The 24,319-nt window shown below is 72.1% G+C and carries 23 protein-coding genes and 1 riboswitch; of the genes, 12 read left to right on the plus strand and 11 right to left on the minus strand.

What is annotated here, in order from left to right; all coding sequences use genetic code 11:
- Nucleotides 1-19: 19 nt before the first annotated feature.
- From OHU35_RS26645 to OHU35_RS26660, 4 genes are all read right to left on the minus strand, one after another.
- A complete protein-coding gene (locus tag OHU35_RS26645; RefSeq protein WP_405507158.1) occupies nt 20-1,543 on the minus strand; it encodes an AMP-binding protein in 1,524 nt (507 codons plus the stop codon).
- Nucleotides 1,540-4,224 (minus strand): aminodeoxychorismate synthase component I, encoded by a 2,685-nt coding sequence (pabB, locus tag OHU35_RS26650; RefSeq protein WP_405507160.1) that lies wholly within the window; start codon nt 4,222-4,224, stop codon nt 1,540-1,542. Before pabB ends, OHU35_RS26645 begins: the two co-directional genes overlap by 4 nt.
- Before the next feature lie 30 nt (nt 4,225-4,254).
- Nucleotides 4,255-4,869, minus strand: a complete 615-nt coding sequence (locus OHU35_RS26655) for an antibiotic biosynthesis monooxygenase (RefSeq protein WP_405507161.1) — start codon at nt 4,867-4,869, stop codon at nt 4,255-4,257.
- Nucleotides 4,870-4,946: 77 nt separating this feature from the next.
- Nucleotides 4,947-5,807 carry a hypothetical protein gene (locus tag OHU35_RS26660; protein ID WP_405509333.1) on the minus strand — a complete coding sequence of 287 codons (861 nt, stop codon included), beginning with the start codon at nt 5,805-5,807 and terminating at the stop codon, nt 4,947-4,949.
- Between the two features lie 125 nt (nt 5,808-5,932).
- Between OHU35_RS26660 and OHU35_RS26665 the strand changes: the two genes are divergently transcribed.
- The 5 genes from OHU35_RS26665 to OHU35_RS26685 all read left to right on the plus strand — a co-directional run bounded on the left by OHU35_RS26665 (nt 5,933) and on the right by OHU35_RS26685 (nt 10,976).
- Nucleotides 5,933-6,295 carry a hypothetical protein gene (locus OHU35_RS26665; protein WP_189722801.1) on the plus strand — a complete coding sequence of 121 codons (363 nt, stop codon included), beginning with the start codon at nt 5,933-5,935 and terminating at the stop codon, nt 6,293-6,295.
- A gap of 14 nt (nt 6,296-6,309) precedes the next feature.
- On the plus strand, nt 6,310-7,494 hold the full coding sequence (locus OHU35_RS26670; RefSeq protein ID WP_189722802.1) for a glutathionylspermidine synthase family protein: 1,185 nt from the start codon (nt 6,310-6,312) through the stop codon (nt 7,492-7,494).
- Between the two features lie 69 nt (nt 7,495-7,563).
- A riboswitch (ZMP/ZTP riboswitch) is annotated at nt 7,564-7,650 on the plus strand.
- Nucleotides 7,650-9,128, plus strand: a complete 1,479-nt coding sequence (locus tag OHU35_RS26675; RefSeq protein WP_268249316.1) for a glycine hydroxymethyltransferase — start codon at nt 7,650-7,652, stop codon at nt 9,126-9,128. Its footprint overlaps the riboswitch before it by 1 nt.
- Nucleotides 9,129-9,242: 114 nt before the next feature.
- Nucleotides 9,243-10,256: a tryptophan--tRNA ligase gene (gene trpS / locus OHU35_RS26680; RefSeq protein WP_189722804.1), complete on the plus strand. Its 1,014-nt coding sequence runs from the start codon at nt 9,243-9,245 to the stop codon at nt 10,254-10,256.
- 141 nt (nt 10,257-10,397) lie between these two features.
- Nucleotides 10,398-10,976: a 2'-5' RNA ligase family protein gene (locus OHU35_RS26685; RefSeq protein ID WP_189722805.1), complete on the plus strand. Its 579-nt coding sequence runs from the start codon at nt 10,398-10,400 to the stop codon at nt 10,974-10,976.
- Nucleotides 10,977-11,250: 274 nt separating this feature from the next.
- Here the strand turns inward: OHU35_RS26685 and OHU35_RS26690 are convergent, their stop codons facing one another.
- A complete protein-coding gene (locus OHU35_RS26690) occupies nt 11,251-12,006 on the minus strand; it encodes a decaprenylphospho-beta-D-erythro-pentofuranosid-2-ulose 2-reductase (protein WP_189722806.1) in 756 nt (251 codons plus the stop codon).
- A 24-nt stretch (nt 12,007-12,030) separates the two neighbouring features.
- Nucleotides 12,031-13,413: an FAD-binding protein gene (locus tag OHU35_RS26695; RefSeq protein ID WP_405507165.1), complete on the minus strand. Its 1,383-nt coding sequence runs from the start codon at nt 13,411-13,413 to the stop codon at nt 12,031-12,033.
- Nucleotides 13,414-13,546: 133 nt separating this feature from the next.
- Between OHU35_RS26695 and OHU35_RS26700 the strand changes: the two genes are divergently transcribed.
- Genes OHU35_RS26700 through OHU35_RS26715 form a run of 4 tightly spaced genes read left to right on the plus strand, consistent with a single transcriptional unit; the run spans nt 13,547 to nt 16,374 of the window.
- On the plus strand, nt 13,547-14,068 hold the full coding sequence (locus OHU35_RS26700) for a phosphatase PAP2 family protein (RefSeq protein ID WP_189722808.1): 522 nt from the start codon (nt 13,547-13,549) through the stop codon (nt 14,066-14,068).
- Nucleotides 14,061-15,005: a decaprenyl-phosphate phosphoribosyltransferase gene (locus OHU35_RS26705; RefSeq protein ID WP_189722809.1), complete on the plus strand. Its 945-nt coding sequence runs from the start codon at nt 14,061-14,063 to the stop codon at nt 15,003-15,005. The genes OHU35_RS26700 and OHU35_RS26705 overlap by 8 nt, the downstream gene beginning before the upstream one ends.
- Entirely contained in the window at nt 15,002-15,457 is a 456-nt protein-coding gene (locus OHU35_RS26710; RefSeq protein WP_189722810.1) for a GtrA family protein, read from the plus strand. Before OHU35_RS26705 ends, OHU35_RS26710 begins: the two co-directional genes overlap by 4 nt.
- Nucleotides 15,445-16,374 (plus strand): YihY/virulence factor BrkB family protein, encoded by a 930-nt coding sequence (locus OHU35_RS26715; RefSeq protein ID WP_189722811.1) that lies wholly within the window; start codon nt 15,445-15,447, stop codon nt 16,372-16,374. Before OHU35_RS26710 ends, OHU35_RS26715 begins: the two co-directional genes overlap by 13 nt.
- A gap of 200 nt (nt 16,375-16,574) precedes the next feature.
- On the opposite strand, the gene OHU35_RS26720 is transcribed toward OHU35_RS26715, so the two are convergent.
- The gene (locus OHU35_RS26720; protein ID WP_405507168.1) at nt 16,575-17,888 is read right to left on the minus strand and encodes a D-alanyl-D-alanine carboxypeptidase family protein; all 1,314 of its coding nucleotides are present in this window, start codon (nt 17,886-17,888) and stop codon (nt 16,575-16,577) included.
- Nucleotides 17,889-17,979: 91 nt separating this feature from the next.
- Between OHU35_RS26720 and OHU35_RS26725 the strand changes: the two genes are divergently transcribed.
- The 3 genes from OHU35_RS26725 (at nt 17,980) to OHU35_RS26735 (ending at nt 21,673) form a co-directional block, all read left to right on the plus strand.
- Nucleotides 17,980-18,219, plus strand: coding sequence for an SCO4848 family membrane protein (locus OHU35_RS26725; RefSeq protein WP_189722813.1), 240 nt, complete (start codon nt 17,980-17,982; stop codon nt 18,217-18,219).
- A 23-nt stretch (nt 18,220-18,242) separates the two neighbouring features.
- A complete protein-coding gene (locus tag OHU35_RS26730) occupies nt 18,243-19,916 on the plus strand; it encodes a metallophosphoesterase (RefSeq protein ID WP_405507171.1) in 1,674 nt (557 codons plus the stop codon).
- A gap of 200 nt (nt 19,917-20,116) precedes the next feature.
- The gene (locus tag OHU35_RS26735; protein ID WP_405507172.1) at nt 20,117-21,673 is read left to right on the plus strand and encodes an ABC transporter substrate-binding protein; all 1,557 of its coding nucleotides are present in this window, start codon (nt 20,117-20,119) and stop codon (nt 21,671-21,673) included.
- Nucleotides 21,674-21,689: 16 nt separating this feature from the next.
- Here OHU35_RS26735 and OHU35_RS26740 read toward each other — a convergent pair whose 3' ends face one another.
- From OHU35_RS26740 to OHU35_RS26755, 4 genes are all read right to left on the minus strand, one after another.
- Complete coding sequence (locus OHU35_RS26740; protein ID WP_189722816.1) at nt 21,690-22,433, minus strand: TetR/AcrR family transcriptional regulator; 744 nt, start codon at nt 22,431-22,433, stop codon at nt 21,690-21,692.
- Between the two features lie 32 nt (nt 22,434-22,465).
- Nucleotides 22,466-22,960: a DCC1-like thiol-disulfide oxidoreductase family protein gene (locus OHU35_RS26745; protein ID WP_359887023.1), complete on the minus strand. Its 495-nt coding sequence runs from the start codon at nt 22,958-22,960 to the stop codon at nt 22,466-22,468.
- A gap of 12 nt (nt 22,961-22,972) precedes the next feature.
- Nucleotides 22,973-23,380, minus strand: a complete 408-nt coding sequence (locus OHU35_RS26750) for a hypothetical protein (protein ID WP_184591204.1) — start codon at nt 23,378-23,380, stop codon at nt 22,973-22,975.
- 214 nt (nt 23,381-23,594) lie between these two features.
- Entirely contained in the window at nt 23,595-24,215 is a 621-nt protein-coding gene (locus OHU35_RS26755; RefSeq protein ID WP_189722818.1) for a Uma2 family endonuclease, read from the minus strand.
- Nucleotides 24,216-24,319 lie beyond the last annotated feature (104 nt).

A 24,319-nucleotide genomic window follows, 5' to 3' on the forward strand; every position in this document is an offset into this window, starting at 1 on the left:
CCGTTCCTTTCCGTGGTGTTCACCAGGCACCCCGGCGCACCAGATGGCGGCGGAGCTTCCCGGTCGGGGTGCGCGGCAGCGACGAGACGAAGCTGACGCTGCGGGGGACCTTGAAGGCGGCGAGGCTCTCCCGCGCCAGGCCGATCAGCTCGTCCGACAGACCGTCCCGTACGGACGCGACCGGCACCACGAAGGCCCGCAGCCGGCTCGCGCCCCGCCCGTCCGCGACCGCCGCGACGGCCACCTCCCGCACCGCCGGATGGCCGCGCAGCACGGCCTCCACCTCCAGCGGGGAGACGGTGATGCCGCCGACCATCTCCATGTCGTCGGCGCGGCCCAGATGCCGGTAGGAGCCGTCCGGTTCGCGGCAGGCCCGGTCGCGGGTGGCCAGCCAGCCTCCCACCAGGGTCCGCGCGGTCTCCTCGGGCCGGTTCAGATAGCCCGGCGTGACCGTCGGCCCGCGCACCCACATCTCGCCCTCCTCGCCGTCCGGCACCGGGCGCCCGTCACGGTCCCGCAGTTCCACCTCGAAGCCGGGCACGGGCCGGCCGACGGTGCCCGGGTGGTCGTGGGCGAAGCCGTTGGCGCAGAACGCGTGACCGGCCTCGGTGGAGCCGATCTGCTCCAGCACCGGCGCCCCGAGCAGCGCGGTCAGCTGCCGTGCGAGCCCCTCCGGCAGACCCTCGCCGGCCGACACCGCGGCGCGCACCGAGGCGAAGCAGCCCTCGTGCCCGTTGCCCCGCTCGGCGACCAGCGCGGCGTACGCGGACGGCACGGAGTAGAGCAGCGTCACGCGATGCCGGGCGACCAGCTCGTCGATGGTGGCCGGACCGGGACGCCGGTCCACCAGCACCGCGGACGAACCGGAGAACAGCGGGAAGACGAAGGCGTTGCCGAAGCCGTAGGCGAAGTACAGCCTCGACACCGACAGGGTGACGTCGTCCGCGGTGATCCGCAGCACTCGCCGGCCGACCAGGTCGTGGTACGTCCGCGGATCGCCGTGCGTGTGCACGACGCCCTTGGGGCGGCCCGTGGTGCCGGAGGTGTACTGGATGTAGAGCGGGGCGTGCGCGTCGACCTGGTGGGCGGTCGCGGGCTCGGCGGCCGGGGCGAGCGCCATCAGCTGATCCGCTCCGAGGCAGGACCGGCGGGCGAACCGCTCCTCCAGGCCCGGCCCCGTCACGCACAGCAGGGCCCCGGTGTCCTCGGCCAGGAACACATGGTCGGCCGCGGGGAGTTCGGGGTTGACCAGGACCGCGACGGCGCCGAGACGGGCGGTGGCGAGGAACGCCGTCACCCAGGCGAGGGAGTCGGGCAGCGCCAGCAGCACACGGTCCCCGGGGCGTACCCCGTGCTCGGAGAGCACGGTGGCCGCACGGGCCGCGAGGTCGTGCACCTCCCCGTGGGTCCAGGCCCGGTGCCCCTGGTGAAAGGCGGTCCGCCCGCCCCACCCGCGCCGCTCGGCGAGCTCCGCGAGCTGGGCCGCCATGTTCCCGGGCGCCGCGGCCTCGGCCGGGTTCAGCTCCACCTGCGGACTGGTCATCGCAGGGCCTCCCCGGCCGCCCCGGCTCTGTCCCCCGGCGGGGCCTGCCGCCGTATCCGGTCGGCCGTGTGCTGGTGCAGGGCCCGCATCGGGGCCGCGGTCTTCAGCAGCATCTCCTCGTACTCCGCCTCCGGATCGGAGCCGAGCACGATCGCACCGCCCGCGCCCAGCTGCAGCTGGCCGTCGGCGAACACGGCGGTACGGATGACGATGCTCAGATCCGCGCCGCCGCCGCACCCGAAGTAGCCGAGGGCGCCGGAGTACACGCCCCGGGCCTCGGTCTCCAGCGAGTCGATGATCTCCAGCGTGCGCAGCTTCGGCGCGCCGGTCATCGACCCGCCGGGGAAGCAGGCCCGGACGCAGTCCACCGCGTCCGTGCCCGGCCGCAGCCGTCCCACCACCGTCGAGACGAGCTGATGCACCGTGGCGTACGTCTCCGTGGCCATCAGCTTGGAGACCCGCACCGTCCCCGTCCGGCAGACCTGCCCCAGGTCGTTGCGGAGCAGATCGACGATCATCAGGTTCTCGGCCCGCGTCTTGTCGTCCGACGCGAGCGCGTCCCGCAGCCGGGCGTCCTCCTCCGGCCCGTCGCCCCGGGGCGCGGTCCCCTTGATGGGCCTGGCCTCGGCGGTACCGTCGCGCCCGATCCGCAGGAACCGCTCGGGCGAGGAACCGGCCACCTCCAGTTCCCCGAACCTCAGGAACGCCGCGTACGGGGCCGGGTTGTCGCGGCGCAGCGTCCGGTAGAACTCGAGCGCGTCGGGCGGAGCGGGTAACCGGGCGGCGTTCGTGAGGCAGACCTCGTAGCTGGTGCCGGCCCGCAACTCCCGCCGGCACGCCTCGATGTCCGCGAGATATGTCGCCCGGTCGCGTACGAGCCACGGCTCGGCGGCGCCGGGGTCGGCCGGGGCCGACGTCACGGGCAGGGGTGCCCGTTCCGTCGCCACGCAGCTGAGGTCCGCCAGCGCGCTCTCCAGCCAGTCGGCGGCCTCCCGGGCCGCCTGCGGGGTGTCCTCCGCCAGGCACACGGCGTAGGTGAAGCCCTCCTGGTGGTCCACCGCGATCACCCGGTCGGCGAACAGCCAGGCGGCGTCCGGGGTGGGGGAGCGGTGCCGGTTGGGCGACCCGCAGTCGGCCTTCACCTCGTAGCCGAGGTAGCCGACGTACCCCCCGGTGAAGTCGAACGGCAACCCGGTCGCGTCCACCCGCCGATTCGTCAACTGCCGCTTCAGATAGTCGAAGACACTCGCCGCGATCTTGCGCACCGGCCGCCCGGCCCGCTCGATCTCACAGCGCCCGGTGGTGACGTCGTACCGCACGAACTCGGCGAGCGGCCCGCTGTCGTCCCCCAGGAACGAGAACCGCGACCGCCCCGGCTCGACCAGTGAACTGTCCAGCCAGAACGACCGGGGCGACCCGGCGAACATCCGGGTGAAGGCCGCCTCGGTGTCGACGGCACCGGTGACCCGGCGGGTGTGCAGGCGGTAGCCGACCCGTCCGGGGCGCCGGGGGCGGGGAATGGCGGCGGTGGGCGGCGTGGCGCCGCCGACCGGAACGGAGTCTCCGGCCGCCACAGCCCCGTCGGCTGGTTCCACCGACGCCCGGGCCATCGCCGAGACGGGGAAGACGGCCGCGGGCCGAGCAACTCCGCCCCACAGCGGGCCCGCCGCGGCCCCGGGCTGATGGCCGGCCCCGGCCGTGGAAGCGGCCGCCGTCCGACTGCCGGCCCCGGCCTCGGAAACCCCCGCCGTCCGGCTGTTCGCCGCGGCGCCGGGAGCGGCCGCCGGCCGAGGTTCCGCCCCGGCGCCGGAGACAGCCCCGGGCTGATGGCCGGCCCCGGCCGTGGAAGCGGCCGTCGATCGACTGCCGGCCCCGGCCTCGGAAACCCCCGCCGTCCGGCTGCTCGCCGTGGCGCCGGGAGCGGCCGCCGGCCGAGCATCCGCCCCGGCTCCCGTAACAACCGCCGCCGCAGCCCCCACCGTCGCTCCCCGGCCCCCGGCCGGTCGCCGGACCCCCGCGTCGCACTCCGGTACCACCGTCCGGCGCCGGGTCGGTGCCTCGGGGGACGGCACCGCCGTGTTCTTCGTGCGCAGCTTGCCGGCGCGCTCGGCGGTCAGGTTGCGGAAGTTCACGAGCATGCGGTGGCCGTACTCCGTGAGGACGGACTCCGGGTGGAACTGCACGCCCCACAGCGGCCGGCTGCGGTGCCGCAGCCCCATCAGGACGCCGTCCTCCGCCCAGGCCGTGGCCTCGAGCGCCGGAGGCAACGGCTCGCGCACGGCCAGCGAGTGATAGCGGACGGCGGTGAAATGCTGCGGCAGGCCCTGGAACAGATCCCGTTCGTCATGCCGGACCGTGGAGAGGTGCCCGTGTCGCGGCTCCGGAGCCGGCCCCACCAGCCCCCGCTCCCCGAGCGCGATGCCCTGATGGCCGAGACAGACGCCGAGCACGGGAAGCGGGGAGGTCGCGAGCAGCCTGGTCCCGATGCCGAAGTCACGCGCGTCGCCCGGGTGCCCGGGGCCCGGGGACACCACCAGATTGTCGAACTCCCGGAGATCCGGAATCCCGTCGACGGGGGCGTCGTTACGCACCACCACCGGCTCCTCGCCGTTGACCTCGGCGATCAGCTGGAACAGGTTGTACGTGTACGAGTCGTAATTGTCGATGAGCAGGGTCTTCACCCGCCCACCTCCCTCTGTTCGTTCGCGGACCTACGTGGCCCGGCGTTTGTGCCGCCCACGAAGCGCCTGGAGCGACGGGTACAGCCATTTCCTGAAGAAACGCTGGAGGCGCGGCATGAGAATCCAGGTGACAAGGGCGGTCACACACAGACATAACAACAGCGTGCGTATCAGTGCATTGAGATCACCGAGATAGGGAAGCACCGTCAGATTGAACAGGAGCACCGGCGGGAAAACCGCGCTCATATTCACGAACCACAGTTTCCATTTCTTCGGCGGTGCCGGTGGCGCGGGCGTCAGCGTCTGCGCGTCGAACCAGGCCCGGGCGCCCGGCACTCTCCGGCGCTCCGCCTCCCGGGCGACCCCCTCCAGCCGGGCGTCCCACTGTGTCCGGGAGAGCGATTGCTCCCAGGCCAGGGCCGCCCCCTCGCTGACGAAGCGATAGACGACATGCCACTCCGCCCCTCCTTCGGCAAGAACCCCACCCCCCAGAAACCCCGGCTGCCGCGCGGTCGCGCCCAGCATGGCCCACCCCCAGGAGTGAAAGTCGGCCGCACGGCCCGGCGTCACGCGATAGGCCACGGTGACCGTGACGGGATTACTGGTCACGCCGTCCCATACGGAAAGCGGTTCCTGCGCGTTCAAGATTCAACAAACAATTTTCCGGCTGTCCGGAACGTGAAGTTTTACGGCAGGTGCACCTCTCTGGGGAAAAGGCCGGCTCACTTCGGCGCGACCGCGTCCTCCCCGGCCGCATCGCCCTCGGCCTCCACCGGCGCCTCCCCGAACCGCGACAGCGCCAGCGCCCCGGCCACCGCCACCGCGAATCCGAGCACCGCCAGCCAGCCCAGCCCCTCCCGCGTACGGTCCCCGAGCCACACCACGCCGATCAGCGCGGGCGCGACCGTCTCCCCGAGCACCAGACCGGCCGTCGCCGTGGTCACCGACCCGCGCTGCAGGGCCGAGGTCAGCAGCAGGAACGCGGCCCCGCCCCCGAGCACCAGCGCGTAAGCCGCCGGATTCGTGAAGAGCTCCCCGGGCGACAGCCCGTCGATGAGCCGCACCGCCACCTCCACCACCCCGAACCCGCAGCCGGCCCCGAGGCCGAGCGCGAGCGCCCGCCCCCGCTCCGGCAGCCGCCCGCCCACCGCCCCGAGCAGCAGCACCCCGCCCGCCGCACCGAGCATCGCCCACCTCAGCCAGGCCGGCCCGGCCTCGTCGCCCTCCGCCCCGGCCGCAAGGCCCAGCAGCGCGAGCCCGGCGCACACCACCCCCACCGCCCCCCACTCCATGCGGCTCAGCCGCACCTCGAGCAGCCGCGCCGCGACCACGGCCGTCACCGCGAGGCTCGCGGCCAGCGCCGCCCCCACGGCATAGATCGGCACCGACCGCAGCGCCACGATCTGCAGCAGGAAACCGAGCCCGTCCAGCGCGAGCCCCACCAGATACCGCCACTGCCGCAGCGCCCGCCACAGCAGCGCCACGTCCCCGCCCGGGCCGGTCGCCGCGGCCGACCGCGCGGCCATCGCCTGCAACACCGTCGCCGTACCGAAGCAGACGGACGCACCAAGGGCGCACACCATTCCAAAGATCACAAAACGACAGTAGGGGAGGGGGCCCGGGCAGGGGGGCATGCACGCCCGCTCTCACCGCTCTCTAGGCTGACCGCTCGGCAGGTACACGACGGGGAACACGGGGAGAGACGAAGATGGCCGAGACACGGCGGCGACTGCGCTCGAGCACGGTGGTGCTGGGCGGCATGGGTGTCCTCGCGGCGGCCCTGTCCGCCTGCGGCTCCGACCCGGACCGCCGCTGCGTGGACCGGGACAGCTACGACTACATCAACGGCTACAAGATCGTCGCCGACAAGAACTGCAACTCCGGCTCCTCGTCCGGCTCCTCCTACGGCAAGGGCCGCAAGAAGACCGGCAAGACCAAGACCACGAACGCCGACTGGTACTACGACGCCGACGTCAGCGGCGGCTACGCCGACGACGGCACCTTCAGCCGCAGTGAGGCCGTCGACCGGGGCGGCTTCGGCTGCTCGGGCTCCGGCAGCGGCGGCGGCTGAACGGGCCCGGGCAGATGGAACGCCGCACCATGGAGCCCCGCCCCGGCTGGCAGCAGACCGTCGAGGAACAGGGCCTGATCTACCCCCTCACCCGCTACCCCGACGACTCCCTGCGCCCCTACTGGGACGAGAGCGCGTACTACGTCTTCACCCTGGCGGAGATCGAGGCGCTGGAAGAGGTCGTCGAGGAACTCCACCGCATGTGCCTGGAGGCGGCCCGCCACATCGTCGCCGAGGACCGTTTCGCGGACCTGGGCATCACCGACCCCCGCGTGGCCCGGGCGGTCGCCGAGTCCTGGCACCGCCGCGCCGAACTCCCCTCCCTCTACGGCCGTTTCGACCTCCGCTACGACGGAACCGGCCCGGCCAAGCTCCTGGAGTACAACGCCGACACCCCCACCTCACTGGTCGAGGCCGCCTCCCCCCAGTGGTTCTGGATGGAGGAGCGCTTCCCCGGCGCCGACCAGTGGAACTCCCTCCACGAACGCCTGATCGACGCCTGGAAGAAGCAGGCCGCCCTCCTCCCGCCGGGCAGCCCCCTGTACTTCGCGTACTCCTCCGCCGACGAACTCGGCGAGGACCTGATGACGGTCGCCTACCTCAAGGAGACGGCCGAGCAGGCGGGCCTGGAAACCGACTGGATCTCCATGGAGGAGATCGGCTGGGACCGACTCTCCGGCCGCTTCGTCGACCAGCGCCTCCGCTTCATCCGCAGCGCCTTCAAGCTCTATCCCTGGGAGTGGCTCACCACCGACCGCTTCGCCGGCCACGTCCTGGACACCCTCGACAACGGCGGCGGCACGGGCTCCACGCTGTGGATCGAACCGGCCTGGAAGATGCTCCTCAGCAACAAGGCCCTGCTCGCGATCCTCTGGGAGCTGTACCCCGGCCACCCGAACCTCCTCCCCGCGTACCTGGACGGCCCTCGCGACCTGTCGTCCACCAAGGGCTGGGTGGCCAAGCCCCTCCTCGGCCGAGAGGGCGCGGGCGTCACGGTCCACGACCCCGGCACCGACCCCTTCGTCCGGGACGAACCCTGCGTCTACCAGCAGCTCGCCCCCCTGCCCGACTTCGACGGCAACCGCGTGGTCCTGGGCGCGTGGGTGGTGGAGAACGAGTCGGCGGGCCTGGGCATCAGAGAGTCGTCGGGCTTGATCACAGACGAATACGCCCGCTTCTTGCCCCACGTGATCCTTTAGCGACTTGAGGGGCGCGGGGAACTGCGCGACCAGCCACAACGAGACCCGCAGACGCCGTCCGGTAGGCTGCCCAAGGGCCGTGACTGGCGCGCTGGGATGGGACCGACCATCGGGGAGCGGCCCGAACGACAAGAGCCGTGCGCCTGGGCCGTACCGTGAACGCTGAACGCAACGTCCGGAGGTCCCCCATGCCCGAGCCCCTCTCCACCGCTTCCACCGCCTACCGCGCCGCGCTGGACGTGATCCGCGCCGTGGAGCCCCGCGTAGCGGACGCCATCGGCCAGGAGGTCGCCGACCAGCGCGAGATGCTCAAGCTGATCGCCTCGGAGAACTACGCCTCCCCGGCCACCCTCCTGACGATGGGCAACTGGTTCAGCGACAAGTACGCCGAGGGCACCATCGGCCGCCGCTTCTACGCCGGCTGCCGCAACGTCGACACCGTCGAGTCCCTGGCCGCCGAGCACGCCAAGGAGCTCTTCGGCGCCCGCCACGCCTACGTCCAGCCGCACTCCGGCATCGACGCCAACCTCGTCGCCTTCTGGGCCGTCCTCGGCGCCCGCGTCGAGGTGCCCTTCCTGGAGAAGACCGGCGTACGCCAGATCAACGACCTCACGGACGCCGACTGGTCCGAGCTGCGCCAGGCCTTCGGCAACCAGCGCATGCTGGGCATGTCCCTGGACGCCGGCGGCCACCTCACCCACGGCTTCCGCCCGAACATCTCCGGCAAGATGTTCGACCAGCGCTCCTACGGCACCGACCCGGCCACCGGCCTGATCGACTACGAGGCCCTGCGTGCCCAGGCCCGCGAGTTCAAGCCGCTGATCATCGTCGCGGGCTACTCGGCCTACCCCCGCCTGGTGAACTTCCGGATCATGCGCGAGATCGCCGACGAGGTCGGCGCCACGCTGATGGTCGACATGGCGCACTTCGCCGGCCTGGTCGCGGGCAAGGTCCTGACCGGCGACTTCGACCCGGTCCCGCACGCCCAGATCGTGACGACGACCACCCACAAGTCGCTGCGCGGCCCCCGCGGCGGCATGGTCCTGTGCGACGACTCCCTGAAGGACCAGGTCGACCGCGGCTGCCCGATGGTCCTCGGCGGCCCGCTCCCGCACGTGATGGCCGCCAAGGCGGTCGCCCTCGCGGAGGCCCGCCAGGAGTCCTTCCGTGACTACGCCCAGCGCATCGTCGACAACTCCCGCGCCCTCGCCGAGGGCCTGATGCGCCGCGGCGCGACGCTGGTGACGGGCGGCACGGACAACCACCTCAACCTGATCGACGTCGCCTCCTCCTACGGCCTCACCGGCCGCCAGGCCGAGGCCGCCCTGCTCGAGTCGGGCATCGTCACCAACCGCAACGCGATCCCCGCCGACCCGAACGGCGCCTGGTACACCTCCGGCATCCGCATCGGCACCCCGGCCCTGACCACCCGCGGCCTGGGCACGGCCGAGATGGACGAGGTCGCCGGCCTCATCGACCGCGTCCTCACCTCGACGGAGGCGGGCACGACCAAGTCGGGCGCCCCCTCCAAGGCGTCCCACGTCCTGGACGCGAAGATCGCCGACGAGATCAGCCACAGGGCGACGGACCTGGTCGCGGGCTTCCCCCTGTACCCGGAGATCGACCTCGGCTGACGATGCCGTCAGGGGCAGCGTCCTCAGGGGCGCGGGGAACTGCGCGAACGGGCCCCACCGGCCCGCAGTTCCCCGCGAACCGATCCCCCCGAGGTCTCTGAGACAATAAGAAACATGGCCTCTGACCGTCCCCGCGTGCTCTCCGGTATCCAGCCCACCGCCGGCTCGTTCCACCTCGGCAACTACCTCGGCGCCGTCCGCCAGTGGGTAGCCCTCCAGGAGACCCACGACGCGTTCTACATGGTCGTCGACCTGCACGCGATCACCATCCCGCAGGACCCGAAGGACCTGCGCGCGAACACCCGCCTGGCCGCCGCCCAGCTCCTCGCGGCCGGTCTCGACCCGGAGCGCTGCACGCTCTTCGTCCAGAGCCACGTCCCCGAGCACGCCCAGCTCGCCTGGATCATGAACTGCCTCACCGGCTTCGGCGAGGCCGGCCGGATGACCCAGTTCAAGGACAAGTCCGCCAAGCAGGGCGCCGAGCGCGCGTCCGTCGGCCTGTTCACGTACCCGATCCTCCAGGTCGCGGACATCCTGCTCTACCAGGCCCACGAGGTCCCGGTCGGCGAGGACCAGCGCCAGCACATCGAGCTCACCCGCGACCTCGCCGAGCGCTTCAACGGCCGTTTCGGCCCGACCTTCACCGTGCCGAAGCCGTACATCCTCAAGGAGACGGCGAAGATCTACGACCTTCAGGACCCGACGATCAAGATGAGCAAGTCGGCGTCCACGCCGAAGGGGCTCATCAACCTCCTCGACGAGCCGAAGGCCACCGCGAAGAAGGTCAAGAGCGCGGTCACGGACACCGACACCGTCATCCGCTACGACGCGGCCGAGAAGCCCGGCATCAGCAACCTCCTCGGCATCTACTCGACCCTCACCGGGGCGGGCATCGCCGAGCTGGAGGCGAAGTACGAGGGCAAGGGCTACGGCGCGCTCAAGACGGACCTCGCGGAGGTCATGGTCGATTTCGTGACGCCGTTCCGGGAGCGCACCCAGCAGTACCTGGACGACCCCGAGACGCTCGACTCGATCCTCGCCAAGGGCGCCGAGAAGGCACGCGCGGTCGCCGCGGAAACCCTTTCCCAGACGTACGACCGGGTCGGTTTCCTGCCCGCCAAGCACTGAACCCGCCCCCGCGCACAGCCGTACCACCGGACAGCGCTGTACATCACTCCGGTTGCGCCTGCCCGTAACCCGGCGGTGGCCGTACAGTCGATAACCGGGTGGTCGTATCAGCGACCCGCCAACTGAACGACAGGAGACGACGTGGGGACCGTAACGATCGGTGTCTCGATCGCGGTCCCGGAGCCTCACGGCAGCGAGCTCCAGCAGCTGCGCGCGGGCTTCGGCGACGCCTCGGCTCACGGCATCCCCACACACGTCACCCTGCTGCCGCCGACGGAGATCGACGAGGCCGCGCTGCCGGCCGTCGAGGCGCATCTGACCGAGGTCGCAGCGGCCGGCCGGCCGTTCCCCATGCGGCTGTCCGGCACGGGCACGTTCCGGCCCGTGTCGCCGGTCGTGTTCGTCCAGGTCGCCTCGGGAGCGGAGGCCTGCACGGGGCTCCAGCAGCAGGTCCGCGACCCCGCCGGGCCGGTCCCGCGCGAACTGCAGTTCCCGTACCACCCGCACGTCACGGTGGCGCACGGCATCGACGAGGCGGCGATGGACCGCGCCTTCGAGGAACTCGCCGGCTACGAGGCCGAGTGGCCCTGCACCGGCTTCGCCCTCTACGAACAGGGCTCCGACGGCGTCTGGCGCAAGCTCCGCGACTTCCCCTTCGGCGGCGCGGTCGTACCACCCCAGGTAGGCCCCGCGGAACGCGGCTCGGTCCCGACGCGCTGAAGCGACGGGCGCTGCTCGGGCGCGGAAGCGGCCCGCGTCACCTCGCGCTCAAGTGCCCCGCGTCGCCCCCGCGCTGAAGCGGCGCTTGCCCCCGGGACGGCGGCCGCGGGGCGTCTGTGGCTTGGCGCGCCCACGCGGCGGTAGCCGCACATCGATACAGCCCCGCGCCCTGAGGGCGGACATCGATACAGCCCCGCGCCCTGAGGGCGGACATCGATACAGCCCCGCGCCCCGAGGGCGGACATCGATACAGCCCCGCGCCCCGAGGGCGGTCTCAGATCGGCAGCCGCCGGAACACCCCGCGTGGCAGGTGGCGCAGTGCCGCCATCACCACGCGCAGGGCGCCCGGTACCCACACCGTCTCCGAGCGGCGGCGCAGACCCAGCTCCACGGCCGTCGCGACCGCCTCGGGCGTGGTCGCGAGGGGGGCCTCGGGCAGGCCGGCGGTCATCCGCGTGCGGACGAAGCCGGGGCGTACGACCATGACGTGCACGCCCGTGCCGTGCAGCGCGTCGCCCAGGCCCTGCGCGAAGGCGTCGAGGCCGGCCTTGCTGGAGCCGTAGATGAAGTTCGCGCGGCGGGCCCGCTCGCCCGCGACGGAGGACATGACGACCAGGGAGCCGTGCCCCTGCGCCTGGAGCGCACGGGCGCACACCAGGCTCGCCGAGACCGCGCCGGTGTAGTTGGTCTGCGCGACCCGCACCGCCGCCTCCGGCTCCCGCTCGTCACGGGCCTGGTCGCCGAGCAGGCCGAAGGCGAGCAGCACCATGTCGATGTCGCCCTCGGCGAAGACCTTGCCGAGCACGGCCTCGTGGGAGGTGGGGTCGAGCGCGTCGAACGCGATGGTGTGCACATCGGCCCCGAGCCCGCGCAGCCGCCCGGCGGCCTCCTCCAGGGCGGCCGAGGGGCGGCCCGCCAGCCAGACCGTGCGGGTGCGGCGGGCGACCAGCCGGCGGGCGGTCGCCAGCGCGATCTCCGACGTACCGCCGAGGACGAGCAGGGACTGCGGGAGGCCGAAGGCGTCCTTCATGACAGCTCCTAGTACCGAGGGGGCTTAGAGGTGGAGGCGGCGGGCCAGGTCGGACACGAACACCCCGTGCGGGTCCAGTTCGGCGCGCAGCGCGCGGAAGTCGTCCAGGCGCGGGTACATGGCCGCGAGCAGCTCCGGACGCAGCCGGGCGTCCTTGGCGAGGTAGACGCGCCCGCCCGCGTCGGCGACCTCCTCGTCGAGTTCGTCGAGGAAGGCCCCGAGGCCGGGCAGCCCCGCCGGGATGTCCAGCGCCAGCGTCCAGCCCGGCACGGGGAACGACAGCCAGCCAGGGTCGGACTCCCCGAAGCGCTTGAGGACGGCCAGGAAGGACGGGCAGCGGCGCTCCGAGATGCGGCGGACGACGCGGCGCAGCGCGTCCTCCCGGCCGTGGCCGACGACGAACTGGTACTGCACGAAGCCGCCGCGGCCGTAGACCCGGTTCCAGTGGGGCACGCCGTCCAGGGGGTGGAAGAAAGCGGAGATGCGCTGGAGTTGGCCGATCCGCGCGCGGGGGGCCTTGCGGTACCAGAGCTCGTTGAAGAGGCCCACCGTCGTCCGGCCGAGCAGGCCCTCGGGGAGGATGGCGGGGGCAGCCGGGAGCCGGGGGGTGCGGAAGGCGAGCGGGTCCGAGCGCAGGCGGGCGGGCAGGGCGTCCAGGGGCGCGTGGTCGCCGCGGGTGAGGACCGCCCGGCCGGTGGCGGCGCCGCGGGCCAGCAGGTCGATCCAGGCGACCGAGTAGCGGTAGCGGTGGTCGGTGGCCGCCAGCCGGGCCATCAGGTCGTCGAGGTCCGCCGCCCGTTCCGTGTCGACCGACATCAGCGAGGTCTCGACCGGCTGGAGGCGGATCGTCGCGGTGAGGATCACGCCGGTCAGCCCCATGCCGCCCGCAGTGGCGTCGAACAGGGGCGTGCCGGGGATCACCGTGCGGATCTCGCCGTCGGCGGTGAGCAGTTCGAAGGACAGGACATGCCGCGAGAACGAGCCCGAGACATGGTGGTTCTTGCCGTGGATGTCGGCGCCGATCGCCCCGCCGACGGTGACGTAGCGCGTGCCGGGGGTGACCGGCACGAACCAGCCGAGCGGCAGCAGCACCTGCATCAGCCGGTGCAGGGAGACGCCCGCGTCGCACAGCACGGTCCCGCCGGCGGCGTCGATCGCGTGGACGCGGTCCAGGCCCGTCATGTCGAGCACGGACCCGCCCGCGTTCTGCGCCGCGTCCCCGTACGCCCGTCCCAGGCCCCGGGGGATCCCGCCGCGCGCCCCGCACTCCCGGACGGCCGCCGCGGCCTCCTCGTACGTCCTCGGACGGATCAGCCAGCCCGCGGTGGGAGCGGTGCGGCCCCAGCCGGTGACGGTGGTGTGGTCCGGGCCCATGACGTCCGGGGCGGAATCGGTGTCGGCAGACATGTCCGTGACCGTATCGCCCTCTTGTGAGTGATTAGTTAGCGAACATGGCATCCCTCCCCGAAATGGGTGATTAATGGGATGTCGCTCAATATTGCCGGAGTTCGGGCCACACGGGCGTGAACAGTGAGTCCACATGGACGACCTCGACGATCTCCACGACATGGACCACCGGATCGTTTCGGCGCTCAGGGCGTGCGGCACCGACCCACGCGTGGCCGGAGCCGCGCGTGCCCTGTCCTGGGCCGGCGAGCACGCGGCGCTGTGGCTGGCGGCGGGGCTCGCCGGAGCCGCCGTGGACGGCGGGCGGCGCGGCGCCTGGCTGCGCGGCACGGCGCTGACCGCCGGGGCCCATCTCGTCAGCATGGGCGTGAAACGAGTCGTGCGCCGACCGCGCCCGGCCCATGTCGAGCCCCTGGTGCGCACCGTCGGCCGGCACTCCTTCCCCAGCTCGCACGCCGCCTCCGCCGCGGCCGCCGCCGTCGCCTTCGGCGCCCTGGGAGCGCGCGCGGTCCCGCCCCTCGCCGCCGCCGTGTGCGTCTCACGGCTGGTGGCCGGCGTCCACTACCCCTCGGACGTCGCGGCCGGTGCCGTCCTCGGCGCGCTCACGGCCCGGCTCGGCGCCCGCTGGGTGAAGGGAGGCGCCCGCCATGACTGAGACGGCCGTCCTGCGGCAGCGCGCGGGCGGGGAGCCGCCCGCGCCACCCCGCAAGGGCAGTCTCCTGGCCGGTCTCCTCAGGACCGCGCGTCCCCGGCAGTGGATCAAGAACATCCTCGTGGTCGCCGCCCCCGCGGCCGCGGGCGAGCTCTTCTCCCGGCACGCCCTGACGCAACTCGCCCTGGTCTTCGTCCTCTTCACCGCCTGCGCCGCCGCCGTCTACCTCGTCAACGACGCCCGCGACGCCGAAGCCGACCGGGCCCACCCGACCAAGCGGCACCGCCCGGTCGCCGCCGGGCAGGTCCCGGTGCCCGTCGCCTACGCCGTCGGCGGCGTCCTCGCCGTCCTCGCGCCCGTCGCCGCGGCCCGGCTGTGCTCCCCGGCCGTCGCCGCCCTGCTGGCCGCCTACCTCGGCATGCAACTGGCCTACTGCATCAGCCTCAAGCACGTCCTCGTCGTCGACCTCGCCGTCGTCACGACCGGCTTCCTGATGCGGGCGATGATCGGCGGACTCGCCCTCGGCATCCCGCTGTCGCGCTGGTTCCTGATCACCACCGGCTTCGGCGCGCTGTTCATGGTGTCGGCCAAGCGGTACTCCGAGGCCGTGCAGATGGCCGGGAAGGCGGGCGCCACGCGCGCGTTGCTCACCGAGTACACCAGCGACTACCTCCGCTTCGTCTGGCAGCTCGCGGCCGGGGTCGCCGTCCTCGGCTACTGCCTGTGGGCCATGGAGGAGGGCGGCGTCCCGCACACCAGCGTGCTGCCCTGGCGGCAGCTGTCCATGGTCGCCTTCATCCTCGCCATCCTGAGGTACGCCGTCTTCGCCGACCGGGGCACGGCCGGCGAACCCGAGGACGTCGTCCTGCGCGACCGGGCGCTGGCCCTCATCGGCCTGGTGTGGATGGCGATGTACGGCCTGGCGGTGGCCAATTGGTGACCACGCGCGCGTGGCAGAACCGACCGGCTCTCCCGTGGCGCCGGGAACTGGCCGGCTTCGCCGCCGTCGGTCTCCTCGCCTACGCCGTCGACCTGGCCCTGTTCACCTGCCTGCGCGGCCCCGCCGGACTCGGCCCGCTCACCGCCAAGGCCCTGTCCTTCGTGGCCGCCTGCTCGGTGGCCTACGCGGGCAACGCCCTCGGCACCTACCGGACCACGCGGGGGCGGGGCTGGCGGCCGTACGCCGTCTTCTGCGCGGTGAACCTCGCCGGCGCCGCCGTCCAGCTGCTGTGCCTCGCCGTCAGCCACTACGGCCTCGGGCTCACCTCCCAGCGCGCGGACACGGTCTCCGGGGCGGTCGTCGGCATGGCCCTGGCCACGATTCTGCGGTTCTGGGGTACCCGTACATGGGTGTTCCGGGCGGAGGGCAGAAGCGGATCATGGACTGGCTGAAAAAGCTCCCGGTCGTCGGGCCGTGGGTGACACGGCTGATGATCACGCACGCGTGGCGGTCGTACGAGCGGCTGGACCGCGTGGCGTGGACGCGGCTGGCCGCCGCGATGACCTTCATCAGCTTCGTCGCGCTGTTCCCGCTGCTGACCGTGGCCGCCGCGATCGCCGCCGCCACGCTCAGCACGGACCAGCAGGACAAGCTGCAGGACAAGATCGCCGAGCAGGTGCCCGGCATCTCCGACCAGCTGAACATCTCAGGGCTGGTGGACAACGCCGGCACCATCGGCCTCATCGCGGGCGCGCTGCTGTTCTTCACCGGCATCAGCTGGGCCGGCTCCATGCGCGAGTGCCTGCGCGCGGTGTGGGAGCTGCCCGAGGAGGAGGAGAACCCGGTCCTGCGCAAGGTCAAGGACGCGGGCGTCCTGGTCGGCCTCGGCGGCGCGATCCTCGTCACCCTCGCCGCCTCCGCGGTCGCCTCCGCGATGGTCGGCTGGATCACCCGGCAGCTGGGCATCGACGAGGGCGGCTGGGGCGGGGTCCTGTTGCGGATCGCCGCGTTCCTGGTCGCCGTCCTCGCCGACTTCCTGCTCCTGCTCTACGTCCTGACGCTGCTGCCCGGCGTGGAGCCGACGCGCCACCGCCTGGTCGTCGCCGCGCTGACCGGCGCGGTCGGCTTCGAACTGCTGAAACTGCTGCTCAGCGGCTACCTCCAGGGCGTGGCCGCGAAGAGCATGTACGGCGCGTTCGGCGTGCCCGTGGCCCTGCTGCTGTGGATCAACTTCACCTCGAAGCTGGTGCTGTTCTGCGCGGCCTGGACGGCGACACAGAGCAAGGAGGACGAACTCCCGGACACCGGCCCTCGCCCCCCGGGTGCGTCAGACGGTGCGTCGGATCCGGCGGTGGCGGGCGGCGGGTGACCTGGAAGGCATCGCCCCGCGAGCAGCCTCCGGTGATGCCCGAGCGGGTGCCGGCTGCTGGGCGCCAGCTGTGGTCGCCCGGGCGCGTCAGACGGTGCGTCGGATCCGTCGAGGGCGGGCGGCGGGTGATCGGGGAGGCGTCGCCCGCGAGCGGTTCAGCGCCTCCCCGGTGATGCCCGAGCGTGGTGCCTGCTCCGGCGTCAGCTGTCGTCGCTCGAACGGGCCCGGCGGCGTACCAGGTCCGGCAGCGGCCAGCGGCGGTTGACCAGGAAGGCGCCGGCCGCGAGGAGCACCAGCACCCCACCGGTGATGCCGAGCGCGGTTCCGATGCCGCTGGAGCCGTCCGCGGCCGAGGCGCTGGCCACCGGCTTCGAACCGGTTCCGGCCTTGCCGCCGTCGCCGGAGCCACCGGCCTCGCCGGAGGGGTTGGCGCCGGGCCGGTCACTGCCCTGCGCGGCGCTCTTCGGCGGCACCAGCTCACCGACCGGCTGCACCTTCCCGGCCGCCTTGAACCCCCAGTCGAACAGCCGGGCGGTCTCCTTGTAGACCTCGTTGTGCTCGTCCTTCTCCGGGTTCATCACCGTGACCAGCAGCACCTTGCCGTTCCGCTCGGCGACGCCGGTGAACGTGGCACCCGCGTTGGTGGTGTTGCCGTTCTTCACGCCCGCGATGCCCTGGTAGACGGGCACGTCCGAGTCACCGCTCAGCAGCCGGTTGGTGTTGCGGATCTCGAAGGACTTGCGGACAGACTTCCCCTTCTTGTCCTTCTTCGTCTCGCCGGGGAACTTCGCGCTGACCGTCGAGCTGTACTCCCGGAAGTCCTTCTTCTGGAGCCCCGAGCGGGCGATCAGCGTCAGGTCGTACGCCGACGAGACCTGTCCCTCGGCGTCGTAGCCGTCCGGGCTGACGACGTGCGTGTCGAGGGCCTGGAGCTCCTCGGCGTGCGCGTTCATCTCCTTGACGGTGTTCTCGACGCCCTTGTTCATCGCGGACAGGACATGCACCGCGTCGTTGCCGGACTGCAGGAAGACGCCGAGCCACAGGTCGTGGACGGTGTACGTCTCCTCCTCCTTTATCCCGACCATGCTGGACCCCGCGCCGATACCCGCCAGGTCGGAGGGCACGACCTTGTGCTCGGCCGTGCTCGGGAACTTCGGCAGCAGCGTGTCCGCGAACAGCATCTTCAGCGTGCTCGCCGGGGCCAGCCGCCAGTGCGCGTTGTGCGCGGCGAGCACGTCACCGGTCTCGGCGTCGGAGACGATCCAGGAGCGGGCGCTCAGGTCCTTCGGCAGCACCGGCACACCGCTCGCCAGGTTCACCTGCGTCCCCGGCCGCCCGAGCCGGGCGCCGCCCAGGGTCGACATCGATGCCGGGGGAGTGGCCGAGGGGCTCGCCGACGGACTGCCCGAGGGCTTCGGGGCGGCGACGGCGGCGGGCGCGGCCAGGGCGAGGGACGACAGGGCGGCGGCGGTGACCAGCAGGGATCGCCTGGCGGTCTTCTTCGGTGCGGGCACGGTCGGAAACGTACATGCCGTACGCAGGGAAGTCCCGCTTCCACCCCCACCCCGGGAACGGAACAGGACACGCTCTGGCGATACTGGACTCATGAAGCTCAGCCGCCCCGTCTCCTGGTTCCTGCTCGCCTTCGGGGTGTGGAGCTGGGTCATCTGGATCACTTTCGTCAAAAACCTTGTCAAGGACGGCAGCGGGCTCGCCTTCGACGGCGGTCATCCCACGGCGTACTTCTGGGTGCACCTGTTGCTCGCCGTCGTGTCCTTCGTATTGGGGACGGTCGTCGGGGCCATCGGGTTGCGTGGTCTGCGCGCACTGCGCCGGACGTCATAACAGCAATCGGGAGACACGACACCGTGGCCATCGTCTTCGTACTCGTCGCACTGCTGGTCCTGGCCGTCATCGTGACGGCCAACTGGTACGTGTGGCGCCGCCTGTTCCGCGACACGACCCGCGGCCCGGGCCTCACCCGCCGCGCGGGCGCGGTCCTGATCGCCGGGGGCTGGGCCCTGGCGATCGCGGCCCTGGTCGCCGAACGCTCCGGCGCCCCCTTCTGGCTCCAGCAGACCCTCGCCTGGCCGGGCTTCCTGTGGCTGGCCCTGTCGATATACCTGCTGCTGGCGGTGGTGGCGGGCGAGGTCGTACGCCCCCTGCTGCGGCGGTTCCTGGAACGCCGGGACAGAACGAGGGCCGAGACCGGAACGGCGCCGACGGCGTCTACTGCGGACCAGGCACACGCCACGGCGACCCTGGACACCGACGAGGGCCCGAACGCCCCTGCCGCACCGGGCGGAGCGGGTGCTGCCGGGACAGCGGCCGATCCGAAGGCCGGTGTCGGCGCCGCAGCGCCGGGTGCAGCGGCGGCTGCCGCCGCGCAGGCAGACCCCCGAGGCGGAGCGGTCGCCTCCGCCTCGGCGCCGGCTTCCGCGACGGCCGCCGGCCCGCAGGTGGGCGGCGGTGCCGGGGTGCCCGGCGGAGCGGCTGACGCCGGGACGGTGGTCGACCCGCAGGCCGGCGTCGTCGCCGCGCCCGGTGCCGCAACGGCTTCCCCGGCGGCTGCCGCCGCACAGGCCGGCCCTCGAGGCGGAGCGACCGCCTCCGCCACCCGGCCCCACCCTCGGACGGACCCCACCCCCGACGCCCCGGAGGCCACCCCGCAGCCGCTCGCCCCCACCACCGGCACCACACCCCCCACCCCCACCGGCCCCTCCCGCCGCCTCTTCGTCTCGCGGGTCGTCGCCGGGGCCGCCGCGGCCGCCGCTGTCGGGACCGTGGGGTACGGCACGTACGGCGTGCTGCGGGGGCCGAAGGTGAAGCGGGTCACCGTGCCGCTGGCCAAGCTGCCGCGCGCGGCGCACGGCTTCCGGATCGCGGTGGTCAGCGACATCCACCTCGGCCCGGTCCTGGGCCGCGGCTTCGCGCAGACGGTCGTCGACACGATCAACGCGACCCAGCCCGACCTGATCGCGGTCGTCGGCGACCTGGTCGATGGCAGCGTCAAGGACCTCGGCCCCGCCGCGGCCCCGCTGGCCCAGCTGAGGGCCCGTCACGGGTCCTACTTCGTCACCGGCAACCACGAGTACTTCTCGGGCGCCGAACAGTGGGTCGAGGAAGTCCGGCGCCTGGGCCTCGACCCCCTGGAGAACGCTCGCAGGGAACTCCCGTACTTCGACCTGGCCGGAGTCAACGACATCGCGGGCGAGGACGAGGGCCAGGGCCCCGACTTCGCCCGGGCACTCGGCGACCGGGACACCGCCCGCGCGTGCGTCCTGCTCGCCCACCAGCCCGTCCAGATCGACGACGCGGTCGAGCACGGCGTGGACCTCCAGCTCTCCGGCCACACCCACGGCGGCCAGCTCTGGCCCGGCAACCTCATCGCCTCCGCCGCCAACCCGACCCTCGCGGGCCTGGAGCGCTACGGCGACACCCAGCTCTACGTCTCGCGCGGCGCGGGCGCCTGGGGCCCGCCCACCCGGGTCGGCGCACCGTCGGACATCACCCTGATCGAGCTGGCGTCGAAGCAGGCCTGACCGAGCAGCCCCTGTGAGTTCCCCTGCGCATCACCCTGTGAGACCGCTGTGAAACCGGACCGATTCACCCATCGGTAAGTTCTTTCCCAAGTCGGCAGATCTCCCTTCCCCGAGGTCAAAAGCCTGTGATTGGGTGAGGCCGCCACGAAGGGGTGTGGCACCGGCACAAGGGCCCAAAGGGCCTGGGGAGGGCAAGGCCGATGCGATCGGTTCGCATGCGGATACTCGCGGGGCTGCTCGTCCTGGCCGCCGTGGGCGTGGGCGCCTGGCAGTTCCTGCCGTCGAAGAGCGACGGCAAGACCATCACGGTGGGCACGACGGACGCCGTCACCTCGCTCGACCCGGCCGGTGCCTACGACGCCGGCTCCTGGGCGCTGTTCAGCAATGTCTTCCAGTCGCTGCTCACCTTCACGCCGGGGGGCGCCGCACCCGTACCGGACGCGGCGAAGAGCTGCGCGTTCACCGGCGGCGACCTGACGACGTACCGCTGCGACCTGCGCTCCGGCCTCACCTTCCCGAGCGGCCGGACGATGACCGCCGAGGACGTGAAGTACTCCTTCGACCGGATCCTGAGGATCAAGTCGCCCGTCGGCCCGGCGCCCCTGCTCGACACCCTCGGTTCCGTGAGCGCCGACCGGCTGACCGTCACCTTCCACCTGTCGTCGCCCGACGCGACCTTCCCGTTCAAGGTGGCCACCGGCGCCGGCTCGATCGTCGACCACACCGCGTACCCGGCCGGCAAGCTGCGCACCGACAACGGTGTCGACGGCACCGGCCCGTACACCCTCACCTCCTACACGAGGAACGCCACGGCGGTCCTCGCGCCCAACGCCGGGTACCAGGGCGCCGTCAAGGGCGGCGCGGGCCGCCCCGTCGAGCTGCGCTACTACGACAGCCCCGACGCCCTCGACACCGCCTGGAAGGACAGGCAGGTCGAGGTCGCGACCCGCCAGCTGCCGCCCCAGGTCCTCGCCGACCTGAACCCGAGCGACCCCGCGCAGCGCGTCTTCGAGGCGGACGGCTCCGAGACCCGCAACCTGTACTTCAACACCCGCGCGGGCAAGCCCCTGCACAACCCCAAGGTCCGCCAGGCCCTGGCCTGGCTGATCGACCGCGAGCGACTGGCGGCCACCGTCTACGACGGCACCGTAGACCCCCTGTACTCCCTGATCCCGGCGGGCATCACCGGCCACACCGCCTCGTTCTTCGACGACTACCCCGAGCAGGACGCGAAGAAGGCACGGCAGTTGCTCACCAAGGCCGGTGCCACCCTGCCGGTCCCCCTCACGTACGGCTACGCCAAGGGCCGCGGCGCCGGTGCCCAGGAGGGCGCCGAGATCAAACGGGAGCTGGAGGCGAGCGGACTCTTCAAGGTCACTCTCCAGGGCTACGAGTGGACCGACTTCCAGAAGCGGTGGGCGGACGGCAAGCTCGACGCGTACGCCGTCGGCTGGGTCGCCGACTTCCCCGACCCGGACACCTTCGGCGCCGCGCTCGTCGGCACCGGCAGCGCCATGAACACTGGCTACAGCAGCAAGACCGTGGACCGGCTCATCAAGGACAGCCAGCGCTACGCCGACCGCGGCGAGGCCGACCGGGACTTCCGCGAGGTGCAGCAGACCGTCGCGCAGGACGTGCCGGTGCTCCCGCTGTGGCAGGCGAAGGAGTACGTCGTCACCACCGAGGACATCGGCGGCGGCCAGTACCTCTCGGACGGCACGGGGGTCTTCCGCCTCTGGAGCCTCACAAGGCTGTGAGGTGCCCTGCGCGGCCCTACGACTCGGTGCGGCGCGCCGCCGGGTCCGGGATCGCCCGTGTCATCCCCGGCAGGAAGTCCGTGAACAGCTCGTGCACCTCCCGCACCAGGGGCCGCAGCACCCGGAAGCGGGCCAGGGCGACACCCCGGGCGGTGAGCCGGGCACCGCGCTCCGCGAGCCGGTAGCTGCGCTCCCGCCCCTCCGTACGGTCGAAGATCCAGTACAGGACGAGCCCCATCTGGGACAGCCACATCAGCTCGGGCAGGATGTCCCGCAGTTCCTCGGGCACCTTCGTCTTGGTCGCCCCGGCCAGCACCTCCCGGTGGACGCTGATGGCCTCCACGCGCGCGTGCTCCGACTCGGGGGAGAAGGGGCTGAGCGGGCTGTCCGGGTCGGCGGCGTTCTTGAAGAACTGCACCGCGAACTCGTGGTAGGGCGCGGCGATGTCCAGCCAGGTCCGCAGGACACCCGCGAGCCGTGCCTCCAGGTCGGCCTCCCGGTCCAGGATCTCCCGGACCGCCACCTGGTGCTCGGCGGCGATCCGGTCGTAGAAGCCCTGGATCAGGTGCTCCTTGCCCGCGAAGTAGTAGTACGCGTTGCCGACGGAGACCCCGGCCTCCTGGGCGATGGCCCGCATCGTCGTCTTGTCGTAGCCGCGCTCCTGGAACAGCCGCATGGCCGTCTCCAGGATCAGGGCGCGGGTCTGCTCGGACTTCGTGGGGGCGGCGCCGTCGTCGGGGCCGTCGTTCTTCGCGGACACGGGAAGAGAGCCTAACGTCAGCACCGGTGCGGCTACCGAGGGGCGCAGGTGCCGTCGGCGCAGCCCGGCGCGCTGTAGGTCCAGCCGGCGTCCGGGTCGTACCCCCACCCGTCCGCGCGCCGGTACACCCGGCCGCCCCACTGCGCCCCGCCCCGAGGCCCCTGGTTCCACTGCGCCCCGCGCCACTTGGCGGCGGCGAGCACCGCGCCCTTGGCCAGCCGGGCGCCGGACGGGGTGCTCAGCCGGTGGGCGAGCGGCCGGTGCTCGCGCAGCGCCCACAGGGTGACGATCCAGGCGGCGGGCCCTCGGTAGACCTGCCCGGCGTCGCCGACGACGGTGATCTCGTCGAGGGTGGCGCCGTGATCGAGTCCGGGAAAGCGCCGCCGGGCCTCCTCGGAGGCGGCCGGGACCAGCTCCAGCGGCACCAGCTGGGGCTGCCGCAGGAGCCAGTCGCGCACGAACGCGCACAGGGAGCACTCGGCGTCGTACAGGACGGTGAGCCGGCGGACCGGTGCGGTGGCGTTCACCCGGGCCTCCGCTCAGGCCCGGGCCGACGGGGCCGCCCAGCCCTGCGGTGGCACGGGCGGCACCTGCTCCCGCTCCATCACACCCCGCCGCCGGATCCGGTTCAGCACATAGACGTTGGCCAGGTGCATCACGCCGAGCACCAGCAGCACCACGCCGAGCTTGGTCGACAGGGCCTCGAAGACGCCGCGCGTGTCGGTGATGGTCTCGTCGCCGCTCAGATACAGCGCGACGAACCCGAGGTTGACGAGATAGAAGCCGACCACCAGAAGGTGGTTGACGGCATCGGCGAGCTTCTCGTTGCCGTGCAGCACATCGGCGAGGAAGACCTTCCCGTTCCGGCTGAGCGTCCGGGCCACCCAGATGGTCAACGCGACGCTGACCAGCAGGTAGATGACGTAGGCGATGACCGTGCGGTCCATTGCCCCACCCTTCTTGAACACGTTCAAAACGCTGTCGAGAAGACTGTAGACCTCTTTTTGAACGTGTTCAAGATGGGATTCAGGAGTGAAAACAGAAGAGCCGGGGCCGTCTTCGGCGAAGACGGCCCCGGCTCTTCTGGTCACATCAGTCACAGGAGCCGTGAGACAGGTGGCCGGAACCAGCCCGAATCTGGCCGGTTCCGGGCCCTGCGACTCAGTCGCTCGTCTTCGGCTGGCCGGCCTTGAGGATCTCCGCCACTTCGAGGGTCACCTTGGCGCCGATGGAGTCCGGGAGAGTGACGAGCTCGCCGGGGGCATGAGGACGGTGGTTCTCGTAGGTGCTTCCGACCGGGTCGGTCAGGACGTGGAGGCGCTGGTGCTTGCGGTCCACGATGACGTAGACGGGCACCGTGGCCTCGGCGTAGGCGGCGACCTTGGTCTTGAGGTCGTCCTTCCAGTTGCCGGAGGTGACCTCCAGGACGAGGCGGAAGCAGGCCGGTTCGTACGCGTTGTTCTCGACGAAGTGGTCGTCGATGTCGGCGTCCACCACCACGAGGTCGGGGATGGCGTAGTCCTCGGCGCCGGTGGGGAGCCAGAGTCCTACGTTCTGGAGTACTTCGGTTTCGCCGCCGTGCAGGCCGGCTGCGATGAACGGGATCATGAGACCGGTCAGAGCACGAGCGTGGGCAACATCCGGGGACGGGGTCACGAGGAGATGGCCTCCGATGATCTCGACGCGGTAGCCCGGATGGCGCTCCATGATCTCGTCGGCGATGGTCGTGAGGGTGACCGGCTCTTCATCGTGGAAGGGCTGCTCGACGGAAGCTGCGGACATCAGGTGCCTCCTGGGGGGCTGGTGTCGAGAGCATCATCGTAGGTCCGAGGCAGCCCACACGTCCGTCCTGGACGCCTTCACCCGAAGGTGTGGCATATGCCAGA

This window comes from Streptomyces purpurascens (assembly GCF_045040895.1).
Classification (GTDB): Bacteria; Actinomycetota; Actinomycetes; order Streptomycetales; family Streptomycetaceae; genus Streptomyces; species Streptomyces purpurascens.

Excerpts from the sequence above, each read along its gene's own strand:
- OHU35_RS26645 (WP_405507158.1), bottom strand. The coding sequence starts at position 1,543 with ATGACCAGTCCGCAGGTGGAGCTGAACCCGGCCGAGGCCGCGGCGCCC.
- OHU35_RS26660 (WP_405509333.1), bottom strand. The coding sequence starts at position 5,807 with ATGGTGTGCGCCCTTGGTGCGTCCGTCTGCTTCGGTACGGCGACGGTG.
- OHU35_RS26665 (WP_189722801.1), top strand. The coding sequence starts at position 5,933 with ATGGCCGAGACACGGCGGCGACTGCGCTCGAGCACGGTGGTGCTGGGC.
- OHU35_RS26670 (WP_189722802.1), top strand. The coding sequence starts at position 6,310 with ATGGAACGCCGCACCATGGAGCCCCGCCCCGGCTGGCAGCAGACCGTC.
- trpS (WP_189722804.1), top strand. The coding sequence starts at position 9,243 with ATGGCCTCTGACCGTCCCCGCGTGCTCTCCGGTATCCAGCCCACCGCC.
- OHU35_RS26690 (WP_189722806.1), bottom strand. The coding sequence starts at position 12,006 with ATGAAGGACGCCTTCGGCCTCCCGCAGTCCCTGCTCGTCCTCGGCGGT.
- OHU35_RS26695 (WP_405507165.1), bottom strand. The coding sequence starts at position 13,413 with ATGTCTGCCGACACCGATTCCGCCCCGGACGTCATGGGCCCGGACCAC.
- OHU35_RS26700 (WP_189722808.1), top strand. The coding sequence starts at position 13,547 with ATGGACGACCTCGACGATCTCCACGACATGGACCACCGGATCGTTTCG.
- OHU35_RS26705 (WP_189722809.1), top strand. The coding sequence starts at position 14,061 with ATGACTGAGACGGCCGTCCTGCGGCAGCGCGCGGGCGGGGAGCCGCCC.
- OHU35_RS26715 (WP_189722811.1), top strand. The coding sequence starts at position 15,445 with ATGGACTGGCTGAAAAAGCTCCCGGTCGTCGGGCCGTGGGTGACACGG.
- OHU35_RS26725 (WP_189722813.1), top strand. The coding sequence starts at position 17,980 with ATGAAGCTCAGCCGCCCCGTCTCCTGGTTCCTGCTCGCCTTCGGGGTG.
- OHU35_RS26735 (WP_405507172.1), top strand. The coding sequence starts at position 20,117 with ATGCGATCGGTTCGCATGCGGATACTCGCGGGGCTGCTCGTCCTGGCC.
- OHU35_RS26750 (WP_184591204.1), bottom strand. The coding sequence starts at position 23,380 with ATGGACCGCACGGTCATCGCCTACGTCATCTACCTGCTGGTCAGCGTC.
- OHU35_RS26755 (WP_189722818.1), bottom strand. The coding sequence starts at position 24,215 with ATGTCCGCAGCTTCCGTCGAGCAGCCCTTCCACGATGAAGAGCCGGTC.